The 20,173-nt window shown below is 46.3% G+C and carries 15 protein-coding genes; 5 read left to right on the top strand and 10 right to left on the bottom strand.

Annotated features, from left to right (window positions below; translation table 11 throughout):
- Positions 1–2: 2 nt before the first annotated feature.
- A complete protein-coding gene (locus GTH32_RS16735) occupies positions 3–1,181 on the bottom strand; it encodes an efflux RND transporter periplasmic adaptor subunit (RefSeq protein WP_203565533.1) in 1,179 nt (392 codons plus the stop codon).
- 291 nt (positions 1,182–1,472) lie between these two features.
- Between GTH32_RS16735 and GTH32_RS16730 the strand changes: the two genes are divergently transcribed.
- From GTH32_RS16730 to GTH32_RS16720, 3 genes are read left to right on the top strand one after another with little or no spacing between them, the layout of a single operon-like run.
- Positions 1,473–2,207, top strand: a complete 735-nt coding sequence (locus tag GTH32_RS16730; RefSeq protein ID WP_343033453.1) for a (2Fe-2S)-binding protein — start codon at positions 1,473–1,475, stop codon at positions 2,205–2,207.
- Entirely contained in the window at positions 2,207–3,229 is a 1,023-nt protein-coding gene (locus tag GTH32_RS16725; RefSeq protein WP_163087891.1) for an FAD binding domain-containing protein, read from the top strand. The genes GTH32_RS16730 and GTH32_RS16725 overlap by 1 nt, the downstream gene beginning before the upstream one ends.
- Positions 3,219–5,441: a xanthine dehydrogenase family protein molybdopterin-binding subunit gene (locus GTH32_RS16720; RefSeq protein WP_163087889.1), complete on the top strand. Its 2,223-nt coding sequence runs from the start codon at positions 3,219–3,221 to the stop codon at positions 5,439–5,441. Before GTH32_RS16725 ends, GTH32_RS16720 begins: the two co-directional genes overlap by 11 nt.
- A gap of 80 nt (positions 5,442–5,521) precedes the next feature.
- Here GTH32_RS16720 and GTH32_RS16715 read toward each other — a convergent pair whose 3' ends face one another.
- The 6 genes from GTH32_RS16715 to trxA all read right to left on the bottom strand — a co-directional run bounded on the left by GTH32_RS16715 (position 5,522) and on the right by trxA (position 13,453).
- A complete protein-coding gene (locus GTH32_RS16715) occupies positions 5,522–6,178 on the bottom strand; it encodes a nitroreductase family protein (RefSeq protein WP_163087887.1) in 657 nt (218 codons plus the stop codon).
- Between the two features lie 289 nt (positions 6,179–6,467).
- Positions 6,468–7,589, bottom strand: a complete 1,122-nt coding sequence (locus GTH32_RS16710; protein WP_163087885.1) for an ABC transporter permease — start codon at positions 7,587–7,589, stop codon at positions 6,468–6,470.
- Positions 7,590–7,592: 3 nt separating this feature from the next.
- Positions 7,593–10,325, bottom strand: coding sequence for a ribosome-associated ATPase/putative transporter RbbA (gene rbbA / locus GTH32_RS16705; RefSeq protein WP_163087883.1), 2,733 nt, complete (start codon positions 10,323–10,325; stop codon positions 7,593–7,595).
- Positions 10,322–11,377, bottom strand: a complete 1,056-nt coding sequence (locus tag GTH32_RS16700) for a biotin/lipoyl-containing protein (protein ID WP_163087881.1) — start codon at positions 11,375–11,377, stop codon at positions 10,322–10,324. Before GTH32_RS16700 ends, rbbA begins: the two co-directional genes overlap by 4 nt.
- 212 nt (positions 11,378–11,589) lie before the next feature.
- Positions 11,590–12,855 carry a transcription termination factor Rho gene (gene rho / locus GTH32_RS16695; RefSeq protein WP_163087879.1) on the bottom strand — a complete coding sequence of 422 codons (1,266 nt, stop codon included), beginning with the start codon at positions 12,853–12,855 and terminating at the stop codon, positions 11,590–11,592.
- 271 nt (positions 12,856–13,126) lie between these two features.
- The gene (gene trxA, locus GTH32_RS16690) at positions 13,127–13,453 is read right to left on the bottom strand and encodes a thioredoxin TrxA (protein WP_071817736.1); all 327 of its coding nucleotides are present in this window, start codon (positions 13,451–13,453) and stop codon (positions 13,127–13,129) included.
- 100 nt (positions 13,454–13,553) lie between these two features.
- Here trxA and rhlB point away from each other — a divergent pair, with 100 nt between their 5' ends.
- Positions 13,554–14,849, top strand: a complete 1,296-nt coding sequence (gene rhlB / locus GTH32_RS16685; RefSeq protein ID WP_163087877.1) for an ATP-dependent RNA helicase RhlB — start codon at positions 13,554–13,556, stop codon at positions 14,847–14,849.
- Positions 14,850–14,863: 14 nt separating this feature from the next.
- Entirely contained in the window at positions 14,864–16,375 is a 1,512-nt protein-coding gene (locus GTH32_RS16680; RefSeq protein WP_163087875.1) for a Ppx/GppA phosphatase family protein, read from the top strand.
- 116 nt (positions 16,376–16,491) lie between these two features.
- Here GTH32_RS16680 and hemB read toward each other — a convergent pair whose 3' ends face one another.
- From hemB to GTH32_RS16665, 3 genes are read right to left on the bottom strand one after another with little or no spacing between them, the layout of a single operon-like run.
- A complete protein-coding gene (gene hemB / locus GTH32_RS16675) occupies positions 16,492–17,490 on the bottom strand; it encodes a porphobilinogen synthase (protein ID WP_163087873.1) in 999 nt (332 codons plus the stop codon).
- A 20-nt stretch (positions 17,491–17,510) separates the two neighbouring features.
- Positions 17,511–19,385, bottom strand: coding sequence for a sensor domain-containing diguanylate cyclase (locus tag GTH32_RS16670; RefSeq protein ID WP_163087871.1), 1,875 nt, complete (start codon positions 19,383–19,385; stop codon positions 17,511–17,513).
- Positions 19,386–19,395: 10 nt separating this feature from the next.
- Positions 19,396–20,172 carry a TatD family hydrolase gene (locus GTH32_RS16665; RefSeq protein ID WP_163087870.1) on the bottom strand — a complete coding sequence of 259 codons (777 nt, stop codon included), beginning with the start codon at positions 20,170–20,172 and terminating at the stop codon, positions 19,396–19,398.
- Position 20,173: the final 1 nt, after the last annotated feature.

The raw sequence follows: 20,173 nt of genomic DNA, 5'->3' as shown, positions 1-20,173 counted from the left end.
AGTTAGAAACCACCTCTACGGCGGGGCCCGCCATTGGACGGCTGAGAGCCAGGCGACCGTCGCATACTCGCGCCTGGCAAACCATTCCCATCAACGCGTCCCACAACAACCTCATCGCCTTCAGACAAACCGTCTAATATCTGAATATGAGTTCGGTTTTTAATACCAACTTTAACAGGCGTGCGAACGACTTCATCACCTTGTTTCACCATCACAAACTTGTTTCTATTGCGTCCTTTTACGGCAGCTAAGGGCACTGATAACGCGTTTCTTTCTTTAGCTTGTACGAAGAACACCTGCGTTGTCATAGCGTCCATTAGTACTTGGTTAGGATTGTCCACATCAATTAACACCTGATATAGCACAACGTCGTTGAGCACGGTGGGGGTGGGAAGTACTTGACGTACCTTAGAGTGGTAGAATGTTTTGTTATCGCCAAGCGTAGAAAAGTAAACTGGCATGCCACGTTTTATTTTTTGCACATCAGCTTCAGAAACTTCAGCCCGCAGTGTCATTACCGATAAATCGGAAATTTGCAGCAGCTCAGGGGCATTTTGATTGGCATTTAACGTTTGCCCTTCTCGCACTTCTAGCGTTGCCACTGTACCTGAAATTGGGGCGAATATTTTTGCAAATCCCAGTGTTGTGATATCGCCTTCAAGCGATGCTTCATCGGCTTTTATTTGTGCAATACTAGCGGTTATTTTGGTGTCGAGAACTTTAAGGTTGGTATTGCTACTGACTACCACATCTTGACTGACGGCATTTTGTTTATATAAGTTTTGATTACGCTTAGCGCGCACTTCAGCAAGCTCTCGTTCGGCTCGCAGCTGGGCGAGCTGGGCTTTTTTGCTATCTAATGCGGCTTGAGAGTTCTGCACTTGAGTTTCAAATACACGCGCGTCAATTTCTACAAGTAAATCCCCTTCTTTAACAATATCCCCCTCTTCTACGTGAATACGATCTACCTGACCAGATACCTGCGCCCCCACTTGCACATAACGTTTAGGCTCTAGTTGCCCTGTGGAAACAAGACTTAGCTCAATATCTTGTATTACCGCGGGCTGAAACAGGAACTGTGCTTTTGTGGGCTGGGTGAAATAAAGAGAATAGACAGCGTAAGTGGGTAAAGCGATAAGTGCTACTACCACGATAACTTTAAAAAAAGAGGAAAATTTCAAGATCTTAGTCCATTAAAATTGCTGATTGTAATACTAACTGACGTAGATGAATAGCCGCCGCAGCGAATTGAAACAATATAACCAACGCAGATTTTCAAACGAACTAAAAACGTTAAATTTACCTGCTATTTACATAAAACATATAGGCAATAACTATAGTTGCCCCTTTTTTCGAACCGATACATTGTTGCTACGATTGATACTCTAGGTTTCATAGCGCTGGTTTTCGCAGTGCTACGTGGGGCACAACATGGGGGTATTGCGGTGAGCACTGCGTGGAAATGACTTCTTGTGAAAATAGCTAAACCATTTACTCGCGCCAAGCGTAAGCAGCTAAGAACCCCTAGCCACCAGCCAGCACCTGGGCTAAAAATATTGGCAAATGCGGAAGCTTTCTGTCTCGCGACGCAGTGGATAGCTGGCTATACTGAAAAGGATTGCACCATGTCTACGTTAAAAGGGCCTACGTTAAAAGGGCCTACCTTAAAAGGCCCAACTGCTTCTTCACAGCCTAAAGATGGGCCCTCCCCTACTTGCATGAGTATTAATGGCGTCTCTTATGCGCTGCCCAACGACCCCCGAACTACCCTTCTCGATTTCCTGCATCAAAACCTTGCGTTATTCGGCACAAAGAAAGGCTGCGATCATGGGCAGTGTGGTGCATGCACTGTATTAGTTGAAGGTGAACGTATTAATGCATGTTTAGTCTTTGCCTTTCAACTGAGAGGAAAAGCAATTACTACCATTGAAGGAATTGCAAAAAACGATGAACTGAACCCTCTACAAAGCGCCTTTGTAAAACGTGACGCGTTCCAATGTGGTTACTGTACATCAGGGCAAATTTGCTCGTCTGTGGCGCTACAAAAAGAGTTAGCCGACAAGACACCAAGTGCAGTGACCTTTAGCGAAAACTACAGCGCTAGAGAAGATATTAGCGAGCGTATGAGCGGTAATTTATGCCGCTGTGGCGCTTATCCAAATATTGTTGATGCAATAGAAGACGTTATCGCTTTGGAGCCTCAATAATGCAGCCATTTAATTTAACCCATCTTAACAACACATCAGATATCAAGTCCCTATCAAGTATAGAGGGTGCTCGTTTTATAGCAGGGGGCACCAACCTCATCGATTTGATGAAATTACAGGTCGAAACGCCTGTTGAGCTTGTTGATTTAAGTGATTGGCAAGACGAAAGAAGTATTACCGAACACGACGAGCATTTTCGCGTAGGAGCAATGGTAACAAACACAGAGTTGGCCAATTATGCGAGTAAAACTGTGGGCTTATCTTTGCTCTCACAGGCACTATTAAGTGGAGCTACTGTTCAGCTTAGAAACCGCGCCACCACTGCGGGCAACCTATTACAACGCACGCGTTGTTACTATTTTTATGATACCGCTAAACCCTGCAATAAACGTGAGCCAGGATCCGGCTGTACCGCAATCGATAGCGTAAATAGAATTCACGCTATTTTTGGCACTAGTGAAAATTGTATAGCCACTCACCCATCAGACATGGCAGTAGCTATGATGGCGTTAGATGCTCAAGTAGAGCTGATTACCCCTAATGGGGAAACAAAAACCCTTCCCTTGCGCAATTTTTACTGTAAACCCGGCGCCACGCCTCATATAGAAAATTGCCTAAAAGAGGGGGAGTTGATCACCGCCGTTATTTTGCCCAAGCGCGCTGCGGGTACCCAGTACTACCATAAAGTTCGAGACCGCTCGTCGTACGCCTTTGCGTTAGTCTCTGTGGCTGCGGGCTTAGTGTTACAAAACAATAAAGTAGAAAAGCTCTCATTGGGGTTTGGAGGTGTCGGCACTGTGCCCTGGTATCCAGCAACGGCGATTGAGGCGCTCACCGGTGCCCAGCTCACAGAGGCGAACATAGAAAAGGCGCTGGATGCTGAACTCGCCTCAGCTAAGGTGTACGGAAGTAACAATTTCAAACCACAACTTTTACGCAATACCCTACACAAGGTATTGCGCGCCCTCGCCGAGCATCAGCGTACCTACCCCCAGCACGAAGGAGCTCTTTATGAAAACTAACCAAACCGCTAATTTTATTGGTGAGCCTATCAATCGGGTTGATGGTGTTTTAAAGGTGACCGGGCAAGCGCGATATGCGGCTGAACATACTTCCACGATGCCACAAACACCGCTGGTAGGTTTTTTAGTCGCATCTACATCAGCGGTGGGTGAAATTTCGCATCTTGATACTTCACAAGCTGAAAAAGCCGAAGGTGTTCAGGCAGTAATAACCCATAAAAACGCGGGACCACTAAAAGCCTTCGGCAAACCAGACGATGAAGGCCGCTTCACCCAAAGCCGCGCTGTGCTCAGCGACACGCATATCCGCCACTATGGCATGCCAGTGGCATTAGTTATAGCGCAAACCTTAGAGCAAGCACGATATGCCGGAAGTCTGGTAGAATTTAACATTGATGCACAACCTGCGCAGTTATTACATAAGGCTAATCAAGCCTCTGACGTTCCTGAGTCGCTAGATGGCGGTTTTGAACCTGATGTGGAAACCGGCGATAAGCCATCAACATACTCAGATGGGTTTGCTGTAGATGTACAATATACGACGCCGTCACAAATTTCTGCTGCTATGGAACCCCACGCCACCATCGCCCATTTTGACGGTGAAAAACTAACGGTTTACCCTAGCGTACAAATTATCGCTTCAGCGGTACAAGCGTTGGCAACAACCCTTGAAATGGATGCCGAAAACATTCACGTGAAGAGCCCCTTCATTGGCGGCGGGTTCGGCTCGAAACTTGGGCTACACTATGACGCTATTTTAGCGTGTATAGGGGCACGCTATCTTAAACGTCCAGTTAAAATTGCGCTTAGCCGGCGCCACGTTTTCTACAATTCCCCGCACCGCGGCCATAGCTTTCAACATATGCAATTGAGCTGTGATAACCAAGGGAAATTTCAGTCTATCGCGCATCACAGCGCCATGCCTAAGGCCAAAGGCTACCCCTTTGCCGAAGCCACAGGAGCGGGCGCAAGAGTAACCTATAGCGCCGAGTACATTAAAAGTACCCATAGAGTAAAAAACGCGGATACGCCGCTTATTGATTCCACGCGTTCACCCGGTGATGCTATAGGCTCACTTGCTTTTGAATCTGCCGTGGACGAACTAGCGAATAAGGCCAATATAGATCCCCTTACATTTCGGCTTAACAACATGCCAAAAGTACACCCTGTCAATGGCAACCGCTTTACCAGTCACAAACTTGAAAGCTGCCTTCGTCGTGGAGCCGAAGTGTTCGGCTGGCAGCGCAAAAGCAGCGCACAACCTGGCAAAGTAATAGGCCACGGCGTGGCAAGCGCAATGCGAATGAATGTGCTTGTGGAAAGTTCAGCTGAAGTTTCTATGGATGAAAAAGGCAAAATTACGGTTCTCACAGATATGACCGATATAGGCACAGGCACCTACACAATATTGGCGCAAATAGCTGCCGATACCTTCAATACCTCGGTGGATAACATCACGGTTAACCTTGGCGATAGCCAGTCGCCTGCATCGAGTGGCTCGGGAGGATCCTTCGGCGCATCAAGTACCGGCTCTGCTGTACTTAAAGCCTGTGAGGCAGTGAAGTCAAAACTGCTATCCTTGTTGCCTAAAAATTACCAGAATGCGCAACTGGCCGTAACCGAACAAGGAGTTTGTGTACGACAATCCCATGCCGATAGTCCTCAAGATACTCCTCTGGCCAGTCTTGTTGATAGCAGTGTTTTTCCCATCAGAGAACTTGGCGCTGTGAGCGAGGACGACACCAGTGATGATGAGCAATATTCCTGCGGCGCTCATTTTGTAGAAGTTGAGGTGGACACCCTCACCGCCGAAGTCCGATTAAAGCGTCAGTATGGTATGTTTTCCGCAGGTAAAATACTGAATGAAAAAACGGCTAAATCGCAGATAAAAGGCGGCATGGTATGGGGCGCGGGATATGCACTTACAGAAGCCATTCATCATCACACCGACTCAGCGAGTTTTATCAACCCTGATTTTGGTGAATACCACATTGCGGTAAATAGGGATATTGCCGAAGTCGCCGTAGACTTTATCGACTTACCCGACTTTGAAGCGTCACCAGTGGGTGCTAAAGGCATTGGTGAGTTAGGTATAACGGGGGCGGGGGCCGCCATAGCAAACGCTATTTTCGATGCCACCGGCGTGCGCGTACGCGACTTCCCAATAACGGTAGATAAAGTGCTTGAAGGGCTAAGTAAAAAGGCATCTTAACAAGATGCCCTCAATGGTTAGTTACTTCAACCCATTGGGGGCATTTGCCGTTACCTATGTATAGGCATTCTGCGTAACAGTTAAACTAACTGCACCACATCTTCTTTCGGTAAACGCGCTTTTGGTAAACCAAAGTTCCAGTCCTGTTCTTGGTCTGGATAGCCCATAGCTACAGCAACTTCACAAATATGACCATCAAGCTCCTCGCTAAATAATTCACCAATAAGGTCAGCGTCGACACCTTCCATCGGTGTTGAAGCAATACCCAATCGAGCAAGTGTATGCAGCAAGTTACCCAATGCTAAGTAAACCTGGGCTTTGGTCCAGCTGCCGTTGTAACCTTGTTCATCAGTATTTGCTTCGGCAAACGCATATGCGCCCATAAATGAGTCACGCATAGACTCTGGCAGGTGACCAGAGGCAACTTCTGCATCTACTCGCTTCACAAATTTGTCTTTGGTAAATGTTGGGTCATACGCAAGTAGTACTGTGTGCGAGGCTTCTTTTGCATGTAACTGATTAAACTGATGCTTATTGGCAAAAGTGTCGTGAAGACGCTGCTTGGCTTCATCGCTCTCTACAATGACAAATTTCCAAGGCTGGGAATTTATCGATGACGCGGATAAGCGTAAGGCCTCGACAATAATAGCCATATCCTGGGCTGAAATACGTTTGTTTTTGTCGTATTTTTTTGCGGTGTAACGGGTATTTAAATCACTAATAATTTGATGAGACACAATGAACTCCTACTTATGAGTGTGCATGCTAAATTTGGGTAGGAGTGTAAAGGCTCTCTAGAACATTGATAAGCCCGAATACATTTGAATAAGTTTACATATTTTTTTGATAATCAACGAATGAACCAAACAATTAACCAGTAGAAACACAGCAATTAAAACCTCGAGTAGATTCTGTTTTGCTTATATAAACATGCACTAATACTGTATCTATTTTCGCTCACTCGTATTGTTACGGTAAACGGAAATACCAAACTGGGTAAGCCTTACTTTCAGCAACGTGCCCCCATTACGCCATACTGCCGATTGTGCTTTTAAAGCGCTTTAAGGCAACAAAGTAAAACACGCAGCCAATCGCCAAAAGCGCAAGCAGTTGAGGGTAAATAACGCTGAACCCTGCACCTCGATACAGCACACCTTGAGAAGCCATAACAAAGTGAGTGTTCGGTGTAAGCAACATAATATTTTGGATGAATGCTGGCATGCTTTCTCGGGCTGTGGTGCCCCCCGACAATAGCTGTAAGGGTAAGAGTACCAGTATAAGCAACAGGCCAAACTGGGGCATTGAACGGGCAATGGTGGCCATAAAAATACCCATACTGGATATGGCAAAAAGTTGAAGCGCCACTGCCACCATAAACAGCCACACATTGCCGTTAATGGGCACCCCTAACGCCCCTTGTATTACCCCATACACCGACATCAAGGTAACCGCCCACACCACAAGGCCGGTGGCGGCAATTTTCGATAGCATAATTTCGCTGTCTGATACTGGCATAGCAAGCAGATGTTCAATGGTTCCTCGCTCTTTTTCCCGAATTAGCGCTGCGCCAGATAAAATAATGGCAATCATGGTCACCGCGTTAATTAACTCCATCACCGAACCAAACCAAAAGCTTTCTAACGCAGGGTTAAACCGCGCCCGCATCACTATCTGTACCGGGTAGGTGGTGTCAGTTTTATAGCCCTGCAAATAGGCGCTGACTTCCTCTGTGATGATTTCAGTAATGTAACCATTGCCCGTAAAGGCCTGACTTATACGGGTGGCATCTACATTCACCTGAACATCAGGTTGTTGCCCTTGTAGGGTGAGTTTTTCAAAGTTTGGTGGAATGGTCACCACAAAGGTGAACTTACCGGTGTCGAGGTACTCATTCACCTCGCTGTATTCAATTAGCTGTGGAGGAAGAAAATAAGGCGGTACGAAAGCATCGATAATTCTATTCGATAATTGCGATTTGTCGTGATCAACAAAGGCGATGGGCGCATTGTGCAACGACTCAGGCACCGCTGTGGCCGCGGTGTAAATATTAACCGTAAACACATACACAATAAGAATAAGCATGGCGGGGTCGCGCCATAGGCTCCAAAGCTCTTTTATGCTTAACTGGGTAACATTTTTAATATTCACTGTTTAGCGCTCCTGTTTGTTTAACAAAACAGTGGCAAGCCACAGCGTAATAGGAATAGCAATGGCGATGGCAAATACCGCAAAGTCTAAGGTGCCAAAGCCTAAGCCTTTGCTGAATATTCCCCTGCTGGCCAATAAAAAGTAACTAACCGGGTGCACTTCCCCTATTAACCGCCCTGCCCCCTCTAACGCCGAAACCGGCGTTATCATGCCGGCAAACTGCACCGCGGGCACCATGGTGCCAATGGTAGTAAGCAAAATGGCGGCAATTTGACTGTTAGTGAATACCGACGCAAGCAAACCAAAACTGGTTGAAAAGGTAACAAACAGCAACGCGATAACAAATAAGGCCAGCACATCACCTTTAAGGGGCACGTTAAACAGCCATACTGCCATGGCCACTAACAACAAGAAGCTGATAAACGAGGTAGCAATATAAGGAAGTTGCTTACCTAGCAAAAACTCAAGTTTGCTCACCGGGGTGACATATAAATTGATAATTGAACCTAGTTCTTTTTCTCGCACCACCGCTAATGAGGTAAGTAAAGCCGGGATCATAAGCAGCAACATGGGAATTACCGCAGGCACGATGGCCACTAAGCTACGAATATCTGGGTTGTACAAATAGCGAGACACCACATTAATGCTACTACTCGATTGTGCTTGGCTCATTTGCGAAGCTTGCTGCAATAGCCACTTCACGTGAATACCTGTTACGTAGCCTTCTATGGTTTCAGCCCGCGAGGGCATGGCGCCGTCTATCCATGCGCCTATCTCCACCTGCTCGCCCTTGTGAACATACTGGCCAAACTCAGGGGGTATCTCAACGGCAAGGGAAATTTCGCCGCTTTTCATTCGCTTGTCCATATCCGCATAGCTGGTAATCGCGGGCTTTTCATCAAAGTAGCGGGAGCCAGACAGTGCATTGCGGTAGTCCAGGCTAATGGATGACTGATCGCGGTCGAACACGGCATAGGATAAGTCTTCTACGTCCATGGTAATGCCGTAGCCAATGACGACCATTAACACCATGCTACCTAAGAACGACATGGTTAAGCGAATAGGGTCGCGCATAAGCTCTAAGGTTTCTCGCGACGCATAACTCAATAAGCGCCGTAACCCTTTCGCCCGCCTGCTTGGCGTTTGTTGTGTTGTTGTAGACGCAGCTAGGGCTAAACCCTGTTCGCTGGCATTGGTGTGGGTTGAAGGCGTTTGCGCTTCCACCAAATATTCGATAAACGCGGCTTCTAAGGTATCGGCAGATTTTTGCGCCTTTATGGCTTCAGGGGTATCGGTTATTAGCACTTTGCCTGCGTGCATAAGCGAAATTCTATCGCAGCGAGCCGCTTCGTTCATAAAGTGGGTAGAAATAAAAATAGTCACGCCATCTTGGCGCGCTAAGGTAATAAGCAACTGCCAAAAATTATCTCGCGCTATTGGGTCTACCCCCGAGGTGGGCTCATCAAGAATAAGCACTTCCGGCTTATGCACCATGGCCACGGCCAGCGACAAACGCTGTCGTATACCTAAAGGTAAAGCATGAGGTAAATTGTGTTGATGCTGGAATAAGGCAAAGCGGTTGAGCATTTCATCTACCCGCCCTTCAACCTTATTGGCAGGCACTTTAAACAGCTTGGCGTGTAACACCAAGTTTTGCCTAACGGTAAGCTCGGTATAAAGAGAAAAGCTTTGCGACATATACCCCACGCGATAGCGGGTGTTAATGTCGTTAGCGGCAAGCGGGCTGCCCAGTAGCCAGGCCTCGCCTGAGGTTTGCGGTAACAACCCGGTTAGCATTTTCATGGTGGTCGATTTACCGCATCCATTAGAACCTAAAAAGCCGAATATCTCACCTTTACCAATGGTAAAACTCACCTTGTCTACTGCCACAAAATCGCCAAACTTCATGGTAAGGTTTTTCGCTTCAATGGCGGTTTCACTATGAATAGCCGCGTTGTACGGCTGAACCTCCACGCTATGGTGGTGGTGTTTTATCTCGCTAGGTAACAGCGCAATAAACGCCGACTCTAAGTTACTGGTTTGGGTGCGAGCCAGCAGGTCTTGCGGTGAACCTGTAGCTAATATCTTTCCCGCGTTTAACGCAATTAAGTGGTTAAATTGCTGGGCTTCATCCATGTAGGCGGTAGCCACCAGCACCGTAATATTCGGTTGCGCGGTATGAATATCACGAATAAGCGCCCAAAACTGACTGCGCGCGAGGGGGTCTACCCCTGTGGTGGGTTCATCAAGAATAAGCAAGCGAGGGTCATGAATTAATGCACAGCACAACCCCAGTTTTTGTTTCATACCCCCTGACAACTTTCCCGCAGGGCGTGATAAAAAAGGGTAAAGCCCAGTGCGCTTAGTGAGGTTGTCTATGCGTGTCCGGCGCTGTTTGCGGCTATGGCCAAACAGCTTGGCAAAAAACTGCAGGTTTTCTTCCACCGATAACGTGGGGTACAGGTTTTTACCCAGCCCTTGAGGCATATAGGCAATGTCGGAACAAATCGCCTCGCGGTGCTTTTTATCCCGCATGTTGCCGCCAAGCACCTGCAGGCTGCCCTGCTGCATCATACGCTCGCCTGCAATTAAACTCAGTAAAGTAGACTTACCCACACCGTCGGGCCCAATAATGCCTACCGTTACCCCAGCGGGAATACTCAGCTTAATGTTATCGATAGCTGTCGTGCTTTTATAGCGCACCGTTAGCTGTGAGCATTCAATGATGTGACTCATTCGTGTACCAGTTCGGGCAGGTCGCTAGGCCACTGGGCATCATCACTTAATTTTACCCACACCACACCGGGTAGCCCGGTTTTTACTTTATCGATGTGCTGCTTTAATAGCGGTACTGGCACTTGCGCTTTAACCCTAAACATAAGCTTTTCACGTTCGCTTTGGGTTTCCACTGAACGAGGGGTAAATTGCGCCACGTCAGCCACGTAAGAAATGGTGGCAGGAATAGCCATGTTAGGGGCAGCATCTAGCACAATACGCGCTTCACCGCCCATGGTGAGCTTACCTACCTGTGAAGCCGGCAAGAAAAAGGTCATATACACGTTGGTTAAATCGACCAAACTAAGTACACGGCCGCCGGCCCCCACCACTTCACCAGGTTGCACTACCCGATACTGAATACGGCCGCTGCGGGGGGCTTTTAAAACCATGTCGTTCATTTCTGATTCAATTTGCGCAATGGTGGCATTGGCGGCATTCACCGCAGCAAGGGTCGAATAGTATTGAGAACGGGTTGCTTCAATGGTGGCGTCGGCGGCAGTTAAGCGCGCCTTAGCAGCATTAACCGCGGCTTTTGCACTTTCAACCGTGGTTAAATTATCTTCGGCAAGCTGCTTAGACACCGCCCCAGTTTTGGCTAATTCACTGGTACGCGCCGCATGCGCTTCTGCCGCTTTTAATTCTGCCTTTGCTTGTATAAGCGCAGCCTCTAGCGCCGCCTTTTCACTTTCCCGTTGGGCAATTGCCATATTGGCGGCTTCTACCGCACTTTTTGCCTGTTCGGCTTGCGCTTTCGCTTGTTCAAGTTGACTGTTAATGGTGGCGGTATCTAGCTTAGCTACCACATCCCCCGCTTCTACCCTGTCGCCTTCGTTAACGTAAATGTCTTCCACCCGCCCTGCCACTTTGGCAGAAATACCAATTTCAGTGGCTTCAATACGCCCATTCCCCGACACCACATTGGTTACGTCAGGGTCGCTAAACATAAGGCTGCCCACCACAATTAAAAACACGACAAACAAAATAGATAATATAAACGGCGTTTTTTTCACAGCGGCGCTCCCTGTGTATGAGATAAAGGTAGGTGGCGATAACAGCTAGGTATACCGCTTTACTATACAAAGGTGGGGAATTTTAGTTTTGCGGTAAATCAATGTTTTGCTAAACAGCAGGCATAGCTAGCAGAAAGAGATGTTTGTTTAAGTAGGGTTTTAAAGGCAAAAAAAAAGCGCCACAAAGGCGCTTTTTCAAAAAGAAATAAACCTTAACTTTTTTGACGACGCATAGCATCGAAAAATTCATCATTGGTTTTGGTCATGGATAGCTTACTGATCAAAAACTCCATGGCGTCAATTTCTGACATCTCATGAACGATTTTGCGAAGGATCCACATTTTCTGTAATTCATCTTGCGCAGTAAGCAATTCTTCACGACGTGTACCTGAACGGTTAAAGTCGATAGCTGGGAACACACGTTTTTCCGCAATTTTGCGGTTAAGGTGTAATTCCATATTACCCGTGCCTTTAAACTCTTCGTAGATAACCTCATCCATTTTAGAGCCGGTATCGATAAGCGCAGTAGCGATAATAGTTAAGCTTCCGCCTTCTTCAACGTTACGCGCAGCACCGAAGAAACGCTTAGGTTTGTGCAACGCATTGGCGTCAACACCACCGGTAAGTACCTTCCCTGAAGAAGGAATAACGGTGTTGTAAGCACGCGCTAAACGCGTAATGGAGTCAAGTAGGATAACCACATCCTTCTTATGCTCTACAAGGCGCTTCGCTTTCTCAATAACCATTTCGGCTACTTGTACGTGGCGGCTAGCTGGCTCATCAAAGGTTGATGCAACCACTTCACCTTGCACAAGACGATGCATTTCAGTTACTTCTTCAGGACGCTCATCAATCAGCAGTACCATTAATTCACATTCAGGGTGGTTAGCGGCAATCGATTGTGCAATGTTTTGTAGAAGCAGGGTTTTACCGGCTTTAGGCGGTGCTACGATAAGACCCCGTTGGCCGCGACCAATGGGTGACGCTAAGTCGAGTACCCGAGCGGTAATATCTTCGGTTGAACCATTCCCGCGCTCCATACGCAAACGATCTGCTGCGTGCAGTGGGGTAAGGTTTTCAAAAAGGATTTTATTACGGGAGTTTTCCGGCTTATCGAAGTTAACTTCACGTATTTTTAATAACGCAAAGTAACGTTCACTATCTTTTGGAGGACGAATCTTCCCGGCAATGGTATCGCCAGTTCTCAGGTTAAATCTTCGGATTTGGCTAGGAGAGACATAAATATCGTCTGGTCCAGCTAGATACGAAGAGTCGGCAGAGCGCAAAAAGCCAAACCCATCCTGTAAAATTTCCAATACCCCGTCACCAAAAATGTCTTCGCCGCCTTTGGCGTGAGTTTTTAGTATCGAGAAGATAATATCTTGTTTTCTAGCGCGAGCCATGCTCTCTAAGCCCATTTCTTCGGCTAGGGCAACCAACTCGCTAATCGGTTTGTTCTTTAATTCAGTTAAATTCATACTGGTGGGTCTTTGTGCTTGGACTTTTTACAGGACTATATAGTCACTCTGTCTGGTTTTAGAATTGATTACGCCCGGATATGGGCTAAGCAGAATGCTGCTCGGATGAGCGCTGAGGAAAAGTTAGCACTATATTTAACCAACGTCCAGCCTTTTTCGGCCTAAGCAGTTAAAAAATGCAAAGTTTTCACCTCTGCTTCTCTTTTAGTGTAGGTCAATAATAAAAAAACCGGTGTTAAGATCACCGGTTTTTTATTTTCTTCAACGATAATTATAAATTTTCGTTTAGGAACTCTGTAAGTTGTGTCTTTGAAAGCGCGCCAACTTTAGTTGCGGCCACATTACCATTTTTGAAAAGTAGTAATGTAGGGATACCGCGAATACCATATTTAGGCGGAGTTTCGTTATTTTCATCGACATTCAACTTGCCAACTGTTAACTTGCCATCAAACTCGGTCGCAACTTCTTCTAAGATAGGTGCGATCATTTTACAGGGGCCACACCATTCGGCCCAAAAGTCAACCAGCACAGGACCTTCAGCATTGATAACATCTGCTTCGAATTTATCGTCAGATAACTGGATAATTTTGTCGCTCATTCTTTTCTCCATTTTTGGTCTGTCGCTGATTTGTCTCAGCTCAGCCATAAGTGTTATATAGAAACTGTTTTTTAATGCAAGCACTGATAAGCTATAAGCTATGCCTACTCACTTAACTGATACTCATTTTTCCGATCTGCCGATTAATAGCAAGGTGGTTGACGCCTTGACGGCAGCTAATTTTAACAATTGTACACCAATTCAAGCGCTCGCACTGCCGCCTTTATTAGAAGGGCTAGACATTGCAGGCCAAGCTCAAACTGGTACCGGTAAAACCATTGCTTTCTTGGTGGCTACATTTCATCATTTGCTAAGCAAAGCAGAAAATGCAGACAACAGCAAATCAAAAGGTCCAAGAGCCATCATTATGGCTCCTACCCGGGAATTAGCCGTTCAAATCTATAATGACGCCAAACTGCTCAGTGAGCACACCGGATTGTCACTTGGTTTGATTTATGGGGGCGAAGGATACGAAAGTCAACGAGAAACCCTTCAAGAAGGGGTGGATATTATTATTGGTACGACAGGACGCATTTTAGACTATTACAAACAAAACGTTTTTAGTCTAAATAACATCCAAGTGGCCGTACTTGACGAAGCCGATCGCATGTTCGATTTAGGCTTTATTAAAGATATCCGCTTTTTGTTCCGTCGCATGCCAGCAGCAAGCGAACGTCTTAGTATGTTGTTCTCAGCCACCCTTAGCTACCGCGTACAAGAGCTGGCTTATGAGCACATGAATAACCCTACCCACGTGCAAGTTGCACCTGAGCAGACTACCGCAAGCCGCGTAAGCCAAGAGCTCTTTTATCCGTCTGATGACGATAAAATGTTGCTGCTTCTAACATTACTTGAAGAAGAATGGCCAGACAAAGCAATTGTATTTGCTAATACCAAGCACAGCTGCGAAAAAGTTACTGACTGGTTAACCGCCGATGGCCATCGTGTGGGCTTACTCAGTGGGGATGTGCCGCAGAAGAAGCGTCTTGGTATTCTCGAAGACTTCACGCAAGGTAAGTTAGATATTTTAGTGGCCACCGATGTTGCCGCTCGCGGTCTTCATATCGATGCGGTAACCCATGTATTTAACTATGACCTACCCGACGATGCAGAGGACTATGTACACCGAATTGGGCGTACCGGCCGCGCTGGTCAAAGCGGGATAGCGATCAGTTTTGCATGTGAAAAGTATGCGTTGAACTTGCCCGCTATAGAGCAATACATTCAACATGCCATACCGGTTACTGACTATGATAGCAGTGCCTTATTAGACGATGTAACTCCACCTAAACCTAGACGCAAACGCACCCCAAACACGCGTAATTCGTCACGCCGTGGTAACAAGGGGCGAGGTAACAGTAGAGGAAAACCATCTAATCGTGGAAACCATAATTAATCAAAAAAATTAGTATGCAGGCAGATATTCAGCAAGGTGCCCAAAGTTACGGCGAGTATTATGCCGCCGTCGACCTTGGGTCGAACAGTTTTCACATGGTGGTAGTACATGTCGTTAATGGCAGTGTGCAAATCATAGGAAAAGTGAAGCAAAAGGTACGGCTAGCTGCAGGGTTAGATGATAATTTTGTGCTAGATGATAAGAGTATGGAACGGGGCTGGCAGTGCTTACAAACCTTCTCTGAACGACTGCAAGATATCCCCCCCTCTAATATAAAAGTGGTCGCTACCGCGACCCTTCGCCTTGCTACTAATGCGCATATTTTTGTGCAAGAAGCCGAAAAGATCCTTAACCACAAACTTGAAGTTATTAGTGGTGAAGAAGAAGCCCGTCAAATTTACCTTGGTGTAGCCTATACGTCGGCTAACCAAGGCAATAGCTTAGTTATCGACATTGGTGGCGCCAGTACCGAAATTGTTATTGGCAACGATATGCAGCCCATTCACTTGAAAAGTTTGGACATGGGGTGTGTCACTTTCATGGAACGGTACTTTACTGGTGGCACTATTAGCAGCGACAATTTCGCTAACGCAAAAGCGGCTGCTAAGGCGCTTATCAACGACCATTGTGATGCGTTTTTATGCTTTGACTGGGAAAACTGCCTCGGCGCTTCTGGTACTCCTCAAGCTATTACAGAGATTCTCGTTGCCCAAGGTATTAGCGATGCTATTCGCCTCGATTACCTTTACCACTTAGAAAACCAATGTATTGACTGTGGGCATATAACGCAGTTGGATATTGAAGGTCTTGAAGACAACCGAAAAGCGATATTTCCCTCCGGTTTAGCCATTTTAATTAGCCTATTTGAATGTTTATATATAAAGCACATGAATATCTCTGGGGGCGCTCTACGAGAGGGATTGATTTATGGCATGCTGGACAACTTGCAGGAAAACGATAGGCGTGAACAAACCCTAAACCAAGCAATGGCCCGCTACCATATTGATAAATCGCATGCTAACTCGGTGAAGGGGGTAGCACTAATGTTGTGTCACCAACTTTGTTCTCAACAGGACATCTGTCATCTAGATACAGAAGCTATTTTAAGCGCCGCAGCGTTACTGCATGAAATTGGCTTACACATTGAGTATAAAAAGCATCACCAGCATGGTGCCTACATTCTTACGCATATTGATTTACCCGGTTTCACGCGCTTACAACGGGCCGCAGTGAAAGATTTGATTGCCCAACATAGGTTGGTGGTTACCGGTACGCCTTTTTCCGATTACCATCAAGAATATCAGCCTATGCTGTTAGGGTTATTACGTATTTTGCGTATTGCGGTAGTGTTGTGTTTAAGACGGCAAAACAAGCATATTCCAGAAGTAGAGTTGCTATGTGATGGCGACAAGTGGGTGTTGCAGTTCCCCGAGGGGTGGTTAAAAGCCCATCCTTTAATTAATGCAGAATTAGCCAATGAAAGCTGGCTACAACACAAAGCTGGCTGGTCCCTTTCTTGCGAATAAAAAGCGCGGGAATAAAATACCCCGTAACAACGCAATAACCGTTCGTTTCTCTTTATCAAAAATGCCGCGTGTCGCGGCATTTTTATTTATTTCACTTTATTACTGCTGCTTTTCAGCTAGCTTTGTAAAAGCTCGGCAGCTTTAGGCGCAAAGTAGGTTAATATACCGTCAGCTCCGGCCCGCTTAAAGGCGAGTAACGATTCAAGTATCACAGACTCTTCATTTAACCAGCCATTGGCAAAGGCAGCTTGGTGCATGGCATATTCGCCGCTTACCTGATATGCAAAAGTAGGTACTTTAAAGTCTTCTTTACAACGTCTTACAATATCCAGATACGGCATACCTGGCTTAACCATAACCATGTCAGCCCCCTCTTGAATATCAAGGGCAATTTCATGCAAGGCTTCATCAGAATTAGCAGGATCCATTTGATAGGTCTTTTTGTTGCCGCCTTTTATGTTGGCCGCTGAACCGACTGCATCGCGAAATGGGCCATAGTACGCCGATGCGTACTTAGCTGAATAGGCCATAATACAGGTATTAATGTGGCCCGCTTTCTCAAGGGCCTCACGAACCGCGCCTATGCGGCCATCCATCATATCCGATGGCGCAACGATATCGGCGCCCGCCTCAGCATGAGAGACGGCCTGCTTCACGAGTACTTCCACTGTTTCATCATTCATAACGTAACCCGCGTCATCCACAAGCCCGTCCTGGCCATGGGACGTAAAAGGGTCGAGTGCCACATCGGACATTAACATAACGTCTGAAAAGCGTGCTTTAAGCGCGCGCATTGCCGTTTGCACAAGCCCGTCGGGGTTAAATGCCTCTTTTGCGCATTCGGTTTTAAGCGACATGGGCGTAACGGGGAATAAGGCTAAGGTTTTAATTCCAAGGCCATACCATTTTTCTGTCTCTTGCAACAGAAGGTCGATAGACAAACGCTCTACCCCAGGCATTGAAGGTACCGCTTCTCGTTGCTGCTCTCCTGGCAACACAAAAACAGGATAAATAAGGTCATCTGTGGTTAAAACATTTTCGGCAACCAGGCCCCGTAATGCATCTTTAGCGCGTAACCGGCGCATTCTACGGGCGGGGAATGAAGAGGAAGTCATAGCGTAATCCTGTGATCTATTTAGTAGCAAATTTGATTTCGGCCACCGGCTTTCGCGGCGTATAATTTTTCATCGGCAAGTCTTATAAGCTCGTGAGTTTGCTCGTCTCTTTCAATAATTGCAGTAGCCACACCGGCACTTATAGTAAGAGAGACACAATGCTCATCAACCTGTGATGGTGTTCGCTCTACTTGCTCGCGTATAGTGCGCGCCACGTGCTGAGCGCCCTCACTATCAGTATTCGGTAAAATGATAGCAAATTCTTCCCCGCCGATGCGACATAAGTCGTCAGTCGGTCGGTGTAGCGCTTCTTTTAGCAGCTTAGTGACATGAATAAGACAGGCATCGCCCCCCGTATGCCCATGGGTATCATTAATTTGTTTAAAATGATCAATATCTATCATGATAAGCGACAGGGGCGTTTGCTCACGCCGACTCCGTCGCCCTTCTGATTTTAAGCGTTTATCGAAATGACGGCGGTTATTTATCCCTGTGAGCGGGTCTACAGAAGTAAGTTGTTCTAATTCTCGGTTGACATCAGAAAGCTCACGAAGGGTAATCTCTAATTCGAGGGTTCTTTCTTGCACCTTATATTCTAGGTCTTCCTGATAACGTTGCTGCACGGCTAATAAGTCTTCTTTAGCGCTATTAGCCTGTTTCTCTTTTTCTAACGCAAATTGTTGCGCATAAATGAGGTCGTCACGACTATGGCTATAACTAATGGCAAGAATAGAGGCTAATATAACCGCTTCTACCGCCCCGCCAATAATTAACATATTATTGGCTGAGATACCTAATTGAACGATATTCATATTATCGAAACTAGCGACTAGCGCGCTTATTAATAAGCACCCCCAAGCCACAGAAAAATACCGTGCTACCGCAACCCCTTTCATCGATAACCATGCGCCTAAACCAATGATATAGGTAACAGTGACACACATAGCCAGCAAAAATATTTTGATTAGCAGTTCGTAAGGCAGAATAAAACAGAGCACTAGGCTAAGACCGAAGTACCATCCAACCCCCTTTAATAGGGTATCGAGTAACCTGCTATGTTGCCTTATAGGAAGTAGGTGGCGGGTGAAAATACTGGCAAAAAATATGGTGGCATTTGCGAAAAGCGCTATTGCAATACTTTCAAACCAAATAAGGTCTTTCCACACAAATGCATAGCCATACCCATGAAGCGCAGCAAGTGTTAAACCAAGGCTGAATACATAGCCTGAGTAATACAAAAATGAACGGCGCTTGGTGGTCAAAAATAAAAATAAGTTACTGATCCCCATGGCACATATAAAGCCAAAAAATAGGCCCATTACCATGTCACGTCGAGAGGCATGCTCTATAAACTCGTTCTCTTCCCATACTTTTATAGGCAAACGAATAGTGCCAGAGGTTTCCACCCGCAGTACTACCTGCTGGTCTAGCTCATTGGAAAGCAGCGGAACTAGAGGAGTAATATAGTTAATTGGACGTTCGCCAAATTCAATACTATCTCCTGCATGATAGATAACTCGTGGTGTACTGCCTAGTGAGTCATACAGTGCAATAGACAGCTTATCAATCAAGGCATAATCAATTTGCAGTAAATAGTCGCTATCAATATCCTTCATTGGTGCAATATTAAACTTAAACCAATAAACCTCGGTGTCCATGCCCAAATTTACCGGCGCGGTGACAAACTTCCATCGCTCATCGGGTATGCGGCTAACCGTGTGAAAGTCGAGTTTTTGCGCACCTTGTTTAATATATGTGAGTTGAGAAAAACGGGGGTCGTGGGTCTGTTCGGTTGAAAAATTAAAGGCAATAACTAATAGCAATATGACTGCGCAGAGCGTGGTAATAAAAAGTCCCATATCATAATTGCGAACTTTATCTTTGTTTATCAGCATAGGGCGCAGGTCACTTTAGCGAAAATAAACGACAAGTATTAGCATAGCTGCTGGTTTGCAATTTATCAGTATCAAGGGTTAATAGCCCACTTACTTGCTCGCCAATATGCGGTAAAAATGCGGGTTCGTTATTGCGTTTTCTCGGGCGCAGCGTTTTTGGAAATAAGTAGGGCGCATCGGTTTCTAATACCAGTTTATCATGGGGAATGTGGCCAAGGGCCTCACGTAAATCGCCGCCCCGTTTTTCATCGCATACCCAACCGGTAATGCCAATGTAAAGGCCCATATCTAAGTACGCCTTTACCTGATCAGCGTTTCCGGTGAAGCAGTGAGCTATTCCCCCGGGCAACTTGTCTATGACTACCTGTAAACAGGCCACTTGAACGTCAAAGGCCTCTCTTTCGTGTAAATACACCGGTAATTGCAACTCTAAAGCAATAGACAGTTGTGCTTCAAACACGCTCTTTTGAGTAGGTCGAGGAGAAAAGTCGCGATTAAAGTCGAGGCCACATTCGCCAATTGCCACAACGCCGGGCGCTCGAGCTACTTCTTTAAGCCTAGAAAGGTCTTGCTCAGTAACGTCTTTAGCGTTGTGGGGATGCACGCCAACGGTATAACACAGATGCTCAGGATACGCTTCGTATAGTTGCCTTGCCCGCTCCCACTCGTTGGGATGGGTACTAATGATACACATTTTGGTGACCCCTGCATTTACCGCACGAGAAATCACATCGTTGGCATCAAACCTTGCATCAAGCAAGTTAACACCGGCGTCAAACCACGCCATG

Origin of the sequence: Alteromonas profundi (assembly GCF_010500865.1) — a bacterium.
In the GTDB taxonomy this organism is placed as follows: Bacteria; Pseudomonadota; Gammaproteobacteria; order Enterobacterales; family Alteromonadaceae; genus Alteromonas; species Alteromonas profundi.
Note: the sequence above shows the minus strand (reverse complement) of the source record. Positions and strands in the feature narration are given on the sequence as shown.

What these genes read in the sequence shown, in the direction of transcription:
- GTH32_RS16725 (WP_163087891.1), top strand. Translation starts at nt 2,207, where the DNA reads ATGCAGCCATTTAATTTAACCCATCTTAACAACACATCAGATATCAAG.
- GTH32_RS16720 (WP_163087889.1), top strand. Translation starts at nt 3,219, where the DNA reads ATGAAAACTAACCAAACCGCTAATTTTATTGGTGAGCCTATCAATCGG.
- rbbA (WP_163087883.1), bottom strand. Translation starts at nt 10,325, where the DNA reads ATGAGTCACATCATTGAATGCTCACAGCTAACGGTGCGCTATAAAAGC.
- rho (WP_163087879.1), bottom strand. Translation starts at nt 12,855, where the DNA reads ATGAATTTAACTGAATTAAAGAACAAACCGATTAGCGAGTTGGTTGCC.
- trxA (WP_071817736.1), bottom strand. Translation starts at nt 13,453, where the DNA reads ATGAGCGACAAAATTATCCAGTTATCTGACGATAAATTCGAAGCAGAT.
- rhlB (WP_163087877.1), top strand. Translation starts at nt 13,554, where the DNA reads ATGCCTACTCACTTAACTGATACTCATTTTTCCGATCTGCCGATTAAT.
- GTH32_RS16680 (WP_163087875.1), top strand. Translation starts at nt 14,864, where the DNA reads ATGCAGGCAGATATTCAGCAAGGTGCCCAAAGTTACGGCGAGTATTAT.
- hemB (WP_163087873.1), bottom strand. Translation starts at nt 17,490, where the DNA reads ATGACTTCCTCTTCATTCCCCGCCCGTAGAATGCGCCGGTTACGCGCT.
- GTH32_RS16670 (WP_163087871.1), bottom strand. Translation starts at nt 19,385, where the DNA reads ATGCTGATAAACAAAGATAAAGTTCGCAATTATGATATGGGACTTTTT.
- GTH32_RS16665 (WP_163087870.1), bottom strand. Translation starts at nt 20,172, where the DNA reads ATGGCGTGGTTTGACGCCGGTGTTAACTTGCTTGATGCAAGGTTTGAT.